Genomic DNA, 13,110 nt, shown 5'->3' with positions numbered 1-13,110 from the left:
GGCGTCTCTCCTGGGTCCGGGGCCGGGTCACGCGAAGTGCTGGGAGGCGTTGTCGTTCTTCAGCGTCGAGTCGAGGTTCACGAAGGGGCAGTCGTAGGCGGAGGCGTGCCCGAAGTACTGGGAGTGGCCCTGGTAGCCGGAGTTGTAGTAGACGCGGTAGTTGTCCGCGGGGGCGCAGTTGCGGACGGAGGCGGCGTTGTTCTTGACGCGCTGGCCGCTGCCGTTGCCGTTGCCGTTGAAGACGTAGACGTACGTCGACAGGGTGGAGCCCTGGTACTGGCTGGTGCCGTCGTAGTCGTGGACGTTGCCGTAGAAGCTGGCCCAGCTGGAGAGGATCTTGCCGCCGCTGAGGGCGTACTCCTTGGAGTTGTAGACCATCCACAGGTCGCCGTAGGAGCAGTTGATCCAGGGGACGTCGCAGTTGTCGGTGACGTAGTAGGTGGCGGCCTGGGCGGGGGTGGCGGTCGCCAGGAGTCCGGCGGTGGCGGCCACGGCGGTGGTGGCGGCGGACAGGGCGGCCCGCAGCTTGGTGATCTTCATGGGTTCCTCCCGGGTCACTGGTGGCGGGCGGCGCGGCGGCGCCGGGACGGCTCGGTGGCGTCCACGAGGACCCCGGCCCCGGCGCCCGGCCGTTCGTGCGCGGCGCGCAGGCCCTCGGCGACGCGGGCCAGCTTCGGGTCGCCGGGTGCCACGGCGACGTAGAACAGGCCCTCGTACGGGCGCCGGTCGTCGCCGCCCCAGCGGACGACGCCCTCGGTGTCGGCGACGATGTCGCGGATCACCAGTTCCTGGGCCCTGGTGAAGCCGCCGCGGACGCCGGGCGGGAAGGAGCCGGGGCGGACGACGACGGCTGTGCCGGAGGCCTGCGCGGACTGCGGCAGGCCGCTGTCGCGGACCTTCGACGGGGCGGTCCAGCCCTGGAGGGGCGCCGGTTCGCCGGGCAGGCCGAGGGTGTCGACCTCGTAGTGGAAGCGGCGCACGACGTGCACCAGTACGGTCTCCACGTCCCCGGTGCGCACCACCACGCTCAGTCCGGTGCCGGGCACCGGGCAGGTGGCCAGCTCGCTGTCGGCGTCGACGGCCTTGTGCATCTCCCAGCCGTTCGCGGACGGGCGGCCGGTCAGCGTGCGGCGGCGGCGCGCCTCGAAGCGGCGCAGCGCTTCCTTGAGGTCGTCGTCCTTCAGGGGCTTCGGCGCGGCGGCGGGGGCGGCGGCGGCCGGTACGGCACCCAGTCCCACGCCGGTGAGGCCCGCGGCGGCGGTGACCCCGGCGGCGGTGGTGAGGGCGCGTCTGCGGGACAGGTCGATGTTGATCACGGGTCAGCCTTCCTGGTGGTCGGTGGGGCTTCTCGGGTCAGGCCTCGCGCACGACGCGGTTGTACTTCTCGAAGATCGCGTAGAGCGGCATCCGCAGCTGGGCGTCGCTGAACGCCGGTTCCGCCGGGCCCTGGTAGCGGCGCAGGACCTCGTAGATCTCGGTCTCGGTGTAGTCGAGGGCGGGGCGGCGGATCGGGCTCTCCGCGACGTCGCCGGGCTTGCCGTCGGCGCCCCAGATGTGGACGAGGCCGATGGTGCGGACGTTGAAGGAGTTGTCCGTGAGCAGCCGCAGCCACATCTTGTACCGGTCGGCGTCCGGGTCGGGGCGTACGTCGGTGGGGTCGAGGATCTCCCCGTCGACGAGCCCGGCGTTGATGCAGTGGTTCCAGGCGAGGATGCCGACCCGGCCCTGGATCTGGCCGATGCCGGTGCTGGAGTCCTGGGCCCGTTCGACGCCGGGGAGGTGCTGGGCCCAGTCCGGCAGGACGCCGGTGTAGTAGAGGCCGACACCGCCGTCGACGTTGGCGTCCTCGTTGCCGTAGTGGCAGAACTCCCAGAAGGCGGAGGTCTGGATGAGGGCCTTGCGCATCCGGTACCGGCGGGCGGTCGCCGTGATGACGTCGTCCTCCTCGAAGACCGCGTTCAGGCACTCCAGCCGGGTGTAGATGCTGGTCGACGTCTCACCGCGCCCGATGGACCGCATGTACTCCGTGGCCTCCGAGGCCAGGGCGCCCCAGTAGTCGAAGTTGAAGTAGATGTCCTGCTTCAGCGAGGGCGCGGGGTCGAAGCTGGCCTGGCCGGTGTCGCGGCCGGAGGCGATGTTGTTGTCGATCTCGATGGCCCCGTCGCCGGAGCCGACGGACTTGGTGACGATCTGGTCGAACGCCCAGTTCTCCGGCAGCGTGTAGCCGAGGTTCCCGGAGAACCCGGAGGACATGTCGGACACGAAGCTGGCGTCCGCGTACCCGGCGGCCGAGACCCGGGAACAGACGTTGCGGGGCCCGTAGATGCCGATCCGGTAGCCGCTTCCGGTGCGGTCCATGTGGCTCTTGACGCTCTGGAAGTACGGCAGGATGTGCGAGGTCACCTCGTCGTCGACGGCGTCGTAGTCGACCGCGAAGTAGATCCGGCTGCCGGACTTGAAGCCGTGCTCCTCGGCCTTGTACGTGGCGTTGGCGCAGTCGAGGACGCCCTGCTGGGGGCTGTAGTAGTCCACCGAGCGGGCCCACGTCTGGTAGATCGGGAAGCAGCGCAGCCCGTACTGCCGGATCGTCTCCAGCTCGCCCGGCTGGATCTCCTTCTCCGGCAGTGAGGTCGTCGACGGGTTGTAGAGGTAGCGGCCGACGTACTTGTAGCCCGCGTCCTTCAGCGCCTGCGCCCGCGCCGGGGTGATCTTGGTGACGCCGTCGCAGGCCTCACCGGCGCGGCTCTGGTCGCCGTAGGAGACCAGCAGGGACGCCCAGGTCTGGAAGTCGCCGATGCCGGTGACGGGGAGCTTGGCGAAGGACTGGAAGACACGCACCCCGTCGGCGACGGTGGAGGTGAAGTTCCCGAACGGCACGCTGCGCTTGTTGAGGATCATGCCCGCGGTGAACAGCAGCGCCCAGGTGCCGGTGGTGCCGACGGCCACGGTGTGATTGCGCAGGCCGGACTGGGTGCCGGGGCCGAAGACGCCGTTGGCGGTGCCGTCGGCCATGCCGAGTTCGTACTGGATGGCCAGCAGCAGGGACTTGGCGACGTCGCGGGAGTGGTGGCCGTCGCAGGGGATGACGTAGAAGTCGGCGCGGTTGACGTAGCGGCCGTTCAGCCACTGCTGGATCTCGCGGATGGTGTCGGAGCCGTTGTTGACGGTGACGTAGGCGTCCATGTTCAACAGGCCCTTGAACACCTTGGGTTCCAGGCTGCTGCCGGGGAACGTGCCCCCGACGCCCATGTTGGCCTTCAGGGACGCCACGGCCGCGGCGACGCGGTCGGTGTAGACGCCCTCGATGCCGTCGCCGTCGTAGCCCTTGCAGTACAGCGCGGACTGGATGATCCGGCAGAAGTCGGCGGACGGCATGGTGGAGGCGTTGAGGCTCGGGTACTTCGACCTGAGGGTGGAGAGCGTCGTGGGCCCGAAGCTGTTCGACAGCGCGGTGATGCCGAGTTCCCACTGGAGGGCGCGGGTCAGGGCGTACATGGTGTTCCAGCCCGTGCGCCCGTCCTCGGTGACGGTCATGCCGATTCTGCCGCCGTAGACCTGATTGACGAACCTCTGGGCTCTGAGCACCATCTCGTCGGCCATGGGTGGCCCTCCTTCGTGCTGCGGTGTGTGGGCAGGGTGAGCGGCGGGCGGTGGGGACGAGGGGGAGGGGAGACGGAAGGGGGAGAAGGCAGGGCGAAGCCGCCGTGTGTGACGGGGAGTTGCCGGGGCGCGGTCGGTGGAGCGCCCGGTGCGACTGCGGTCGGTGACGGTGAGTGGCGGCCGATGAGGGGGGCCTGGAGTGCCCCCCGGACGTTGCACTACGACGTGCCGTGAACCCGCGAAGCCCCCGTCCCCCTCCCTCGACTGCGATGCCGCGAGGGGCGTCCGGCCCGTTCCACACCGGACTCCGTGTCCCCCGCCCCTCGCGGCCTCCACGAACCTAGGCCTACGGATCATCGGGGGGAAGGGGGTTTCCGGCAGGGAATCCGCAGGTGGGGGAGGCTGGTTACGGAGGGTTCCGGGGCTCATCCGGATTAACGGGCTATGCCGGGATGCGGGCGACATCAGTGCTTCCGGCGACACCGGGCGGGCGGTCGGTATTCTTCGGCCACTCGCTCAAGTGCTCGAATTGAGGTCTATACCTGTCGCGATCGCGGGGGCTGGAATCGTGACTGACCTGTGGGGGGAGGGGGTTGGCGGAAATCGCAACTCATTTGTGCGCCGGGCCGCGTAGAGAGCGTTTTCGGCCAGGGGTCCGGAGGGGGTTGTGGGGTGCCTGCGGCGATGATGTGTAGCGCTGCGTGATCAAAGATGGGCATGTGATGTGCGTCACGCGAGGGCTGGTGGGGGACGCCTCAGGCGGGGTAGGCGTGGGTCTGGGTCGCCTTCACCGTCGCCCACACCGTGCCGCCCGGACGGAGGTCCAGTTCGGCGGCGGCCATGGTGGTGAGGTCGGCGGCGAGGGGGAGTTCGCCGCCGAGGGCCGCGCGGATCCGGTCGCCGTGGGTCTCCAGACCGGCCACCTCGCACCGCCAGAGGTTGCGGGCGCTGGAGCCGGTGGGCCGGTCGCGGTGCAGGGTGACCGCGCTGGGCGGGAAGGCGACGAAGACCGGCCCGGTGAGGTCCTCGGTGGTGGTGATCGCGGGTCCGTCGTCGAGGCGGACGGCGTGGCCGTCGGCCCGGCCCCGGTAGAGGTTCAGGCCGACCAGATGGGCGATGTAGTCGGTGCGCGGGTGGCGGGCGATGTCGGCCGGTGCGCCCTCCTGGACGCTGCGGCCGTCCTCGATGACGACGAGATGGTCGGCCAGCACCATGGCGTCCAGCGGGTCGTGCGTGACCAGTACGGCGACCGCTTCGAAGTCGGCCAGGTGGCGGCGGAGCCGGGCGCGTACGTCGAGCCGGGTACGGGCGTCGAGCGCGGCGAGCGGCTCGTCCAGCAGCAGCAGGCGCGGGTGGGTGGCCAGGGCGCGGGCGAGGGCGACGCGCTGGGCCTGGCCACCGGACAGCTTGCGGGGCTTGCTCGCGGCGTGCGCGGCGAGACCCAGCCGGTCCAGCCACTCGGCGGCCTGGGCGCGGGCCTTCGCCCTGGAGGCGCCGTGGCAGCGCGGGCCGAAGGCGACGTTGTCGAGCGCGGACAGGTGCGGGAAGAGCAGGTAGTCCTGGAAGACCACCCCGACCGGCCGTGACTCCGGCGGCGTACCGTCCAACTCCCGCCCGTCCAGCCGCAGATGCCCGCCGGACAGCGGGACGAGACCGGCCAGGGCCCGCAGCGCGGTCGTCTTGCCCGCGCCGTTGGGGCCGAGCACGGCGACCACGTCACCGGGCGCCGCGCTGAGCGCCACGTCGAGACGGAAGGCGCCCCGCTCGACCACCAGCCGGGCGTCGAGCCCTTCGGCGCCCTGGCGCTTGTCGTCCCCGCCGCCGGTCATGAGGCGGTCATCCACCGGTCGCGCAGCCCCGCCAGCACCGCGATCGACACGGCGAGCAGGACCAGACTGAGGGCGATCGCCGCCTCCGGGTCGTTCTGGAGGGCCAGGTAGACGGCGAGCGGCATGGTCTGGGTGCGGCCCGGGAAGTTCCCCGCGAAGGTGATGGTCGCGCCGAACTCGCCGAGCGCGCGGGCCCAGGCGAGGACGGCGCCCGCCGCGACGCCCGGCGCGATCAGCGGCAGGGTGACCCGGCGGAAGGCGGTGAAGCGGGAGGCGCCGAGGGTGGTGGCGGCCTCCTCGTAGCGGGGGTCGGCGGCGCGCAGGGTGCCCTCCACGCTGATGACGAGGAACGGCATCGCCACGAAGGCCTCCGCGACCACCACGCCCGCCGTGGTGAACGGCAGGGTGACCCCGAACCAGTCGTCCAGCCACCGGCCCACGACCCCGTTGCGGCCGAGCGCCATCAGCAGCGCCACACCGCCGACGACCGGCGGCAGCACGAGCGGCAGGGTGACGAGGGCCCGCACCAGCCCGCGCCCCGGGAACTCCACCCGGGCCAGCAGCCAGGCCAGCGGCACCCCGACGACCAGGCTCACCGCGGTGGCCGCGGTCGCGCAGACCAGGGAAAGCCGGAGCGCCTGCCACACCTCGGCGCTGGTCAGCAGGTCGGGCATGCTCCGCCAGGGGGCACGGATCAGCAGCGCGACGAGCGGCAGGACGAGGAAGAAGAGACCGATCAGCGCGGGGAGGAGGAGGGGGAGGGGGGCACCTCGGTTGTTCCCTCCGGACCGGAACCGGGGCCGGAACCGGGACGGGAGCGAGGGCGAGGGCGGGCCCTGGGGCCTCGGCTGGGACGGGGACCGGGAGATCACGGCTGGAGGAACCCCGCCCCGGTCAGCACCCGCTGCCCCTCCCCGGACCGCACGAACCGGATGAACGCCTCGGCGGTCGCGGTGTTCCCCGACTCCTCGAGCAGGGTGATCGGGTAGTCGTTGACGGCGTCGGCCGACTCGGGGAAGTCCACGCCCTCCACCTTGTCCCCGGCCGCCCGCACATCGGTCCGGTAGACGAGGGCGGCGTCGGCCTCCTTCAGCACCACCTTGTTGAGGGCGGACTTGACGTCCTCCTCGTAGGAGACCGGCGTGAGCTTCAGCCCGCTCGCGTCCAGCGCCTGCCGCGCCGCGGCCCCGCACGGCACCGACTCGTCGCACAGGACGACCTTCAGCCCGGACCCGGTGAGGTCCTTCAGGGACGCGATCCCGTCCGGGTTGCCCGGCAGGGTGGCGATCTCCAGCTGGTTGCGGACGAAGACGGCGGGCTTGCCGGACGCGGCACCGGCAGCGGTGACGATCTCCATCGTCCTGGGGCTGGCCGAGGCGAACACGTCCGCCGGGGCGCCACCGGTGATGCTCGCGGCGAGGGCGTCGCTGCCGCCGAAGCTGAAGGTCACCTCGGTGCCGGGGTACCGCTCCTCGAACCGCTCGCCCAGTGTCGTGAAGCTCTCCTTCAGCGAGGCGGCGGCGAAGACGGTCACCTCCCCGGACGGCTTCCCCGAGGCACCGTCCGACCGCGCGGAGGCGTCGGAGCCGGGCGACGAACAGGCACCCAGCCCCAGCAGGGCACCGGCGACCACCCCGGCCACCCCCAGGCGCCCACGGCGCATCCAGCCTCCGGAACGGGGCATCACGGATCCACTCCCTCTGCTCCTGACGGACGCGCTTACGCGCACGATAATGCCGCAGGTGCAAGGGGAAAGTCACTCCGGGTGCCGCAGAAGCGAGATTGTGAGACTACATGCCTGGCAAGTGCGGAGCGGAAGACACAGGGAGGGGGGCGCCGTTCGACCGCGCGGCAGCCGACGGCGTCACGCCTCCCGCTTCGCGTCGATCTCGGCGACGAGGGCCTCGATGCGGGTCCTGATCTCGTCGCGGATCGGGCGGACGGCCTCGACGCCCTTGCCCGCGGGGTCCTCCAGGGCCCAGTCGAGGTACTTCTTGCCGGGGAACACCGGGCAGGCGTCCCCGCACCCCATGGTGATCACGTAGTCGGACGCCTGGACGGCCTCGGTCGTCAGGACCTTCGGTTCGGCGGCGGAGATGTCGACGCCGACTTCCTTCATCGCCTCGACGGCGGCCGGGTTGACCCGGTCGCCGGGGAGAGAGCCGGCGGAGCGAACCTCGACGCGGTCGCCCGCGAGGTGCTGGAGGAATCCGGCGGCCATCTGCGAGCGGCCGGCGTTGTGGACGCAGACGAACAGCACGGAGGCGAGCGGAGCGGAGGACATGCGTTCTTCCTTCACGAGGCGGTGGGGAGGTGATGGGCGGATCTGGGCAGGCGGTTGACGGGTGGTGCGGAAAGGGTTCAGGCGCCCGGCAGGCTGGCGAGCAGGTCGGCGACGCGGGCGTCGATGTCGTCGCGGATCCGGCGTACGACTCCGAGGGCGGCGCCGTCGGGATCGGCCACCGGCCAGTCCAGATAGCGGCGGCCGGGCACGACCGGGCAGGCGTCCCCGCAGCCCATCGTGATGACGATGTCGGCGGCCCGTACGACCTCGTCGGTCAGCGGCTTGGGGAACGCCCCGGCGAGATCGGCGCCCACCTCGGTGAGGACCTGCGCGATGTGGGGCTCGACCTCGGCCGCCGGGTGCGTGCCCGCCGAGGAGACGGTGACCCGGCCGGTCGCCCGGTGCTCCAGGAGTGCGGCCGCGAGCTGGGAGCGTCCGGCGTTGTGGCTGCACACGAACAGCACCCGTGGCAGCCCCACGCCCGGCGTGCCCTCGACGTGGGCGAGGGCGTCGAGGCGCTCGGCCGCGAACCGCTCGGCCAGCACCACCAGGTGGGTGCTGACCCGTGCGGTGGCGGCCAGCCGCAGGTAGGAGTCGGCGAGGAGGCCTTGCACGGTTTCGACGGCGAACCGGCCGGCGTGCCGAGTGGCCAGCCGGGCGGCGCCGGCGGCAAGGCGCTCGTCGGGCAGGGCGGGGGAGGGGGCGGAGGACATGGAAGACCCTTTCGACGGGCCTGACGTGACGGACTGTAGGTCAGCCCCGGCTGGTGTCAGCGTCGGGTGATGTGACAGTATCAGCCCATGATGACGTCAGTCGACACTGACCTGATCCGGGTGCTGGCCGACCCGCTCAGGCTCCGGATCGTGACCCTGCTCGCCCGCGAGACGCTGTGCACCACCCACCTCGTCGAGGAGACCGGGGCCCGGCAGACCAACCTCTCCAACCACCTGAGAGTGCTGCGCGAGGCCGGGGTCGTGGAGACCGAGCCGTGCGGCCGGTACACGTACTACAAGCTGCGCCCCGACGTCATCGCCTCGCTCGCCGGCCAGTTCGCCGAACTGGCCGAGTCCGCCCGTGGTGCCGCCGAGAACAAGAGGGCCTGCCCGTGACCCGCACCGAAGCGTCCGCGACGACACCGGATGCGTCCGTCGTCGCCAAGCTCTCCACCCTCGACCGCTACCTGGCCGTGTGGATCCTGCTCGCCATGGCCGTCGGCCTCGGGCTCGGGCGCGTGGTCCCCGGGCTGAACGACGCCCTGGCGAAGGTGGAGGTCGGCGGGATCTCCCTGCCGATCGCGCTCGGCCTGCTGGTCATGATGTACCCGGTCCTGGCCAAGGTCCGCTACGACCGGCTGGACGCGGTCACCGGCGACCGGAAGCTGATGGTCTCCTCCCTGGTCATCAACTGGGTCCTCGGGCCCGCGGTGATGTTCGCGCTGGCCTGGATCTTCCTGCCGGACCTGCCCGAGTACCGCACCGGCCTGATCATCGTCGGCCTCGCGCGCTGCATCGCCATGGTCATCATCTGGAACGACCTCGCCTGCGGCGACCGCGAAGCCGCGGCCGTCCTCGTCGCTCTGAACAGCATCTTCCAGGTGCTGGCGTTCGGCCTGCTGGGCTGGTTCTACCTCGACCTGCTCCCCGGCTGGCTCGGCCTCGGCGACGGCGAGCGCCTGGACATCTCCATGTGGAAGATCGCCCTGAACGTGGTCATCTTCCTCGGCGTCCCGCTGGTCGCGGGTTTCCTGACCCGCCGTATCGGAGAGCGGAAGCTCGGCCGTGAGAAGTACGAGACCGGTTTCCTGCCGAGGATCGGCCCCTGGGCGCTGTACGGCCTGCTCTTCACGATCGTCATCCTCTTCGCCCTCCAGGGGAAGACGATCACCTCGCAGCCGCTGGACGTCGCCCGCATCGCCTTGCCGCTGCTGGTCTACTTCGCGGTGATGTGGTTCGGCACCTTCGCCCTCGGCAAGGCCCTCGGACTCGCCTACGACCGCACCGCCACCCTCGCCTTCACCGCGGCGGGCAACAACTTCGAGCTGGCCATCGCGGTCGCCATCGCCACCTTCGGCGTCACCTCGGGCCAGGCCCTGTCCGGCGTCGTCGGCCCGCTGATCGAGGTGCCGGTGCTCGTGGCGCTGGTGTACGTCTCGCTGGCCTGGCGGCGCAGGTTCACCACCGCGCGGCGGGGTTGATCACGGCGGTCAGGCCGGTGCGCGGCCGGTGCCGGTGAGCAGCCTGCCCATGGTGGCGAGCACGGACGGCTCGACCCGGTAGTAGACCCAGGTGCCGCGTCGCTCGGAGGTGAGCAGCCCGGCCTCCTTGAGCTTCTTCAGGTGGTGGGAGACGGTCGGCTGGGAGACCCCGACGTCGGAGATGTCGCACACGCACGCCTCCCCGCCCTCATGGGAGGCGACGGCGGAGAACAGCCGCAGCCGCACCGGATCGCCCAGCGCCTTGAACATCGCCGCGGCGGTCTCGGCCTCCTGGGCGGTGAACGGCCGCTCGGTGAGCGGCGGACAGCACGGCGCGACGACCTGACCGTCGACGGCGTCGAGCAAGGGCAGCATCTCGGTATTCGACATGCATCTATGTTGACACACGTCAAACCAGCGGTGCCTCCCCACTGGAACGCTCAATTTCGATAAACGTCTATGTTGACGCACATCGAAACAGGTGCCATGCTGGCAGCGCGATACATCGACGTCCATCAAAACAGGAGTTCGACACCTGATGAGCACCCAGCAGCTCCCCGTCGTCGTCATCGGAGCCGGCCCCACCGGACTCGCCGCCGCCGCACACCTCGTCGAGCGCGGCATCGAGCCGCTCGTGCTGGAATCGGGCGACGGTGCCGGTGCGGCCGTTCGTGAGTGGAGCCACGTACGCCTGTTCTCCCCCTGGGGCGAAGTCGTCGACCCGGCCGCCGAGAAGCTCCTCGCCCCCACGGGCTGGACGCGCCCCGACCCGGCGGCGTACCCGTCCGGCGGGGACTGGGCGGAGCGGTACCTGCGGCCCCTCGCCGACGTCCTCGGCGACCGGGTCCGCCTCGGCGCCACGGTCACCGGTGTCTCCCGCTCGGGCCGCGACCGGATCGTCGACGCCGACCGTGCGGCCCAGCCGTTCGTCGTCCATGCCGAGTACGCCGACGGCCGCGAGGAGCGGGTCCTCGCCCGCGCGGTCATCGACGCCTCCGGCACCTGGACCACCCCCTCCCCGGCCGGTGGCAGCGGTCTGCCCGCGCTCGGCGAGCAGGCGGCGGCCGACCGCGTGACCTACCGCGTCCCCGACCTCAAGGACCCCGTCGTCCGCGCCCGTCACGCGGGCAGGCGCACCGCCGTGATCGGCTCCGGCGCCTCCGCGTTCACCGCGCTCGCCTACCTCGCCGAGCTGGCCAAGTCCGAGGACGGCAAGGGAACGCACGCGGTGTGGGTGCTGCGCCGCGGCATCTCCGGCTCCACGTTCGGCGGCGGCGAGGCCGACCAGCTGCCCGCCCGCGGTGCGCTGGGCCTTGCGGCCAAGGCCGCCGTCGACGAGGGTTACGCCGACGCGGTCACGGGCTTCCGCACCGAGGCGTTCGAACGCGACGGTGACGGCCGTCTGGTCCTGGTCGGCGAGGACGGCCGCCGCCTGGACCCGGTCGACGAGGTGATCGTGCTGACCGGTTTCCGCCCCGACCTGTCGTTCCTCTCGGAGATCCGCCTCGGCCTCGACGAACGGCTCCAGGCCCCGCTCCAGCTCGCCCCGCTGATCGACCCCAACCAGCACTCCTGCGGCACCGTCTACCCGCACGGCCACCGCGAGCTGTCCCATCCCGAACAGGGCATCTACCTCGTCGGCATGAAGTCCTACGGCCGTGCCCCGACGTTCCTCGCCATGACCGGCTACGAGCAGGTCCGCTCCGTCGTCGCCGCGATCGCGGGCGACCTCGACTCCGCCGACCGCGTCGAACTCACCCTCCCCGAGACCGGAGTCTGCGGCGGGGCCGGCCTGTTCGACGCCCCCGACACCCAGCAGACCGACGGCGGCGGCTGCTGTGCGCCCGCGCCGCAGCTCGTCCAGCTCGGTGCGCCCGCGGCAGCCGGTGCCACCGCCGAGGAAGCCCCGGCGGGCGGCTGCTGCGGCTGACCCCAGTCCCCGTCCACCTACCAGGAGGTACGTCATGTCCCGCGTGCAACTCGCCCTCCGCGTACCCGACCTCCAGGCGGCGATCAGCTTCTACGGCAAGCTGTTCGACGCCGAGCCCGCCAAACTCCGCGACGGCTACGCCAACTTCGCCATCGCCGAGCCCCCGCTCAAGCTCGTCCTCTTCCAGGGCGAGCCGGGTGAGGAGACCCGCCTGGACCACCTCGGCGTCGAGGTGGCCACCACCGACGAGGTCCACGCCGCCACCGCCCGCCTCACCGACGCCGGTCTCACCACCCGCGAGGAGAACGACACCACCTGCTGCCATGCCCTCCAGGACAAGGTCTGGGTACGGGGTCCCGGCAGCGAACGCTGGGAGGTGTACGTCGTGAAGGCCGACACTCCGGCACCGGAGCCCACCGCGACCGGTACCTGCTGCTGACCTTCCACGCCCCGGACGCCCACCACCCCGGCCGCGACCGGAACGGGGCCCGGTCGCGGCCCCGTTCACGCGCAAGCAGCGCCACCAGCCGCGCCCTTTGCTGGGCCTACAGCCGCCCCGTCACACTCCTGACCAGCAGCTCAGGGCCACACCAGGCAATAAGGCTGGTGCCCCGCCTCATGCAACCGATGGCTGAAGTCCTGCCACTCGTGCAGCAGCTGGTAGACGTTGAACGCGTCGCGGGGGCCGCCGCGGTCCGGGACCGTGGACCAGATGAAGGCGGCGGCGCCGACGGCCTCCTCGCCGATGCCGCGGAGGGGGTCGACGACGGTCATGGGGAGCTTGACGACGGCGTAGTCGGGGTGGAGGACGACCAGCTCCAGCGGGGGCACCTTGTGGAGGGGGACGCCTTCGATGCCGGTGAGGACCATGGCGGCCATGGTCTCCGGCTTGATCTTGGTGAACATGCCGTTCATGCCCAGCTCGTCGCCGCCGAGTTCCTCGGGGCGCATCGAGATCGGGACGCGGGCCGCGGTCGCGCCGTCCGGTGCGCCGAAGTACTTGTACGTCACCCCCACCCGACCACCATTCCTGCGCTCACTCGGTACGCCGGGAACGCCCGGTCCGTCCGGTGTCCGACGTGTTTCGGTTGTTTCCTCCGCGTCGCGCCGGTGCCTTCCCCGCCGGGCACGTCGAGGACCCAGGTCGTCAGTCCCCTCGCCCAGTCCGCCACCGCGATGCATATCTCCACCCGACTGCTTTTCTAGGACGCGTGGCGCCCGCCGCGCAACCCGATCATCGTGTCAGTGACCTCCCCCACGGCCGCTCGCCGAA

14 protein-coding genes are annotated in these 13,110 nt (G+C 71.4%); 4 read left to right on the top strand and 10 right to left on the bottom strand.

The annotated features are described in order from the left end of the window. Positions 1-27: 27 nt before the first annotated feature. The 8 genes from KBY47_RS24625 to KBY47_RS24590 all read right to left on the bottom strand — a co-directional run bounded on the left by KBY47_RS24625 (position 28) and on the right by KBY47_RS24590 (position 8,426). Positions 28-540, bottom strand: a complete 513-nt coding sequence (locus KBY47_RS24625) for a hypothetical protein (RefSeq protein WP_210924296.1) — start codon at positions 538-540, stop codon at positions 28-30. Positions 541-554: 14 nt separating this feature from the next. Beyond that, complete coding sequence (locus KBY47_RS24620) at positions 555-1,313, bottom strand: hypothetical protein (RefSeq protein ID WP_210924392.1); 759 nt, start codon at positions 1,311-1,313, stop codon at positions 555-557. Between the two features lie 40 nt (positions 1,314-1,353). Beyond that, a complete protein-coding gene (locus KBY47_RS24615) occupies positions 1,354-3,600 on the bottom strand; it encodes a glycoside hydrolase domain-containing protein (RefSeq protein ID WP_210924294.1) in 2,247 nt (748 codons plus the stop codon). Positions 3,601-4,355: 755 nt separating this feature from the next. Further along, positions 4,356-5,429, bottom strand: a complete 1,074-nt coding sequence (locus KBY47_RS24610) for an ABC transporter ATP-binding protein (protein ID WP_210924292.1) — start codon at positions 5,427-5,429, stop codon at positions 4,356-4,358. Further along, positions 5,426-6,301 carry a molybdate ABC transporter permease subunit gene (modB, locus tag KBY47_RS24605; protein ID WP_210924290.1) on the bottom strand — a complete coding sequence of 292 codons (876 nt, stop codon included), beginning with the start codon at positions 6,299-6,301 and terminating at the stop codon, positions 5,426-5,428. Before modB ends, KBY47_RS24610 begins: the two co-directional genes overlap by 4 nt. Next, positions 6,298-7,113, bottom strand: coding sequence for a molybdate ABC transporter substrate-binding protein (gene modA / locus KBY47_RS24600; protein ID WP_247695164.1), 816 nt, complete (start codon positions 7,111-7,113; stop codon positions 6,298-6,300). Before modA ends, modB begins: the two co-directional genes overlap by 4 nt. Before the next feature lie 180 nt (positions 7,114-7,293). Next, positions 7,294-7,713, bottom strand: a complete 420-nt coding sequence (locus KBY47_RS24595) for an arsenate reductase ArsC (protein ID WP_210924281.1) — start codon at positions 7,711-7,713, stop codon at positions 7,294-7,296. Between the two features lie 77 nt (positions 7,714-7,790). Then, positions 7,791-8,426 carry a low molecular weight phosphatase family protein gene (locus tag KBY47_RS24590; RefSeq protein ID WP_210924274.1) on the bottom strand — a complete coding sequence of 212 codons (636 nt, stop codon included), beginning with the start codon at positions 8,424-8,426 and terminating at the stop codon, positions 7,791-7,793. A gap of 87 nt (positions 8,427-8,513) precedes the next feature. On the opposite strand from KBY47_RS24590, the gene KBY47_RS24585 reads away from it, so the two are divergent. Both KBY47_RS24585 and arsB read left to right on the top strand, forming a co-directional pair. Next, positions 8,514-8,822, top strand: coding sequence for a helix-turn-helix transcriptional regulator (locus KBY47_RS24585; protein ID WP_210924272.1), 309 nt, complete (start codon positions 8,514-8,516; stop codon positions 8,820-8,822). Continuing rightward, positions 8,819-9,907 carry an ACR3 family arsenite efflux transporter gene (arsB, locus tag KBY47_RS24580; RefSeq protein ID WP_210924270.1) on the top strand — a complete coding sequence of 363 codons (1,089 nt, stop codon included), beginning with the start codon at positions 8,819-8,821 and terminating at the stop codon, positions 9,905-9,907. Before KBY47_RS24585 ends, arsB begins: the two co-directional genes overlap by 4 nt. Before the next feature lie 9 nt (positions 9,908-9,916). Here the strand turns inward: arsB and KBY47_RS24575 are convergent, their stop codons facing one another. After that, complete coding sequence (locus KBY47_RS24575; RefSeq protein WP_210924268.1) at positions 9,917-10,297, bottom strand: metalloregulator ArsR/SmtB family transcription factor; 381 nt, start codon at positions 10,295-10,297, stop codon at positions 9,917-9,919. 148 nt (positions 10,298-10,445) lie between these two features. Between KBY47_RS24575 and KBY47_RS24570 the strand changes: the two genes are divergently transcribed. Together KBY47_RS24570 and KBY47_RS24565 are read left to right on the top strand one after the other, a co-directional pair. Further along, positions 10,446-11,837, top strand: coding sequence for an NAD(P)-binding domain-containing protein (locus KBY47_RS24570; protein ID WP_210924266.1), 1,392 nt, complete (start codon positions 10,446-10,448; stop codon positions 11,835-11,837). Between the two features lie 34 nt (positions 11,838-11,871). Next, positions 11,872-12,276, top strand: coding sequence for an ArsI/CadI family heavy metal resistance metalloenzyme (locus KBY47_RS24565; RefSeq protein WP_210924265.1), 405 nt, complete (start codon positions 11,872-11,874; stop codon positions 12,274-12,276). 140 nt (positions 12,277-12,416) lie between these two features. On the opposite strand, the gene KBY47_RS24560 is transcribed toward KBY47_RS24565, so the two are convergent. Beyond that, positions 12,417-13,019, bottom strand: coding sequence for a hypothetical protein (locus tag KBY47_RS24560; RefSeq protein WP_210924263.1), 603 nt, complete (start codon positions 13,017-13,019; stop codon positions 12,417-12,419). Between the last annotated feature and the right edge of the window lie 91 nt (positions 13,020-13,110).

This window comes from Streptomyces sp. B93 (assembly GCF_018070565.1).
GTDB lineage: Bacteria > Actinomycetota > Actinomycetes > Streptomycetales > Streptomycetaceae > Streptomyces.
Note: the sequence above shows the minus strand (reverse complement) of the source record. Positions and strands in the feature narration are given on the sequence as shown.

Excerpts from the sequence above, each read along its gene's own strand:
- KBY47_RS24615 (WP_210924294.1), bottom strand. The coding sequence starts at position 3,600 with ATGGCCGACGAGATGGTGCTCAGAGCCCAGAGGTTCGTCAATCAGGTC.
- KBY47_RS24575 (WP_210924268.1), bottom strand. The coding sequence starts at position 10,297 with ATGTCGAATACCGAGATGCTGCCCTTGCTCGACGCCGTCGACGGTCAG.
- KBY47_RS24610 (WP_210924292.1), bottom strand. The coding sequence starts at position 5,429 with ATGACCGGCGGCGGGGACGACAAGCGCCAGGGCGCCGAAGGGCTCGAC.
- KBY47_RS24570 (WP_210924266.1), top strand. The coding sequence starts at position 10,446 with ATGAGCACCCAGCAGCTCCCCGTCGTCGTCATCGGAGCCGGCCCCACC.
- KBY47_RS24565 (WP_210924265.1), top strand. The coding sequence starts at position 11,872 with ATGTCCCGCGTGCAACTCGCCCTCCGCGTACCCGACCTCCAGGCGGCG.
- KBY47_RS24590 (WP_210924274.1), bottom strand. The coding sequence starts at position 8,426 with ATGTCCTCCGCCCCCTCCCCCGCCCTGCCCGACGAGCGCCTTGCCGCC.
- KBY47_RS24625 (WP_210924296.1), bottom strand. The coding sequence starts at position 540 with ATGAAGATCACCAAGCTGCGGGCCGCCCTGTCCGCCGCCACCACCGCC.
- KBY47_RS24585 (WP_210924272.1), top strand. The coding sequence starts at position 8,514 with ATGATGACGTCAGTCGACACTGACCTGATCCGGGTGCTGGCCGACCCG.
- modA (WP_247695164.1), bottom strand. The coding sequence starts at position 7,113 with ATGCCCCGTTCCGGAGGCTGGATGCGCCGTGGGCGCCTGGGGGTGGCC.
- KBY47_RS24595 (WP_210924281.1), bottom strand. The coding sequence starts at position 7,713 with ATGTCCTCCGCTCCGCTCGCCTCCGTGCTGTTCGTCTGCGTCCACAAC.
- KBY47_RS24560 (WP_210924263.1), bottom strand. The coding sequence starts at position 13,019 with ATGCATCGCGGTGGCGGACTGGGCGAGGGGACTGACGACCTGGGTCCT.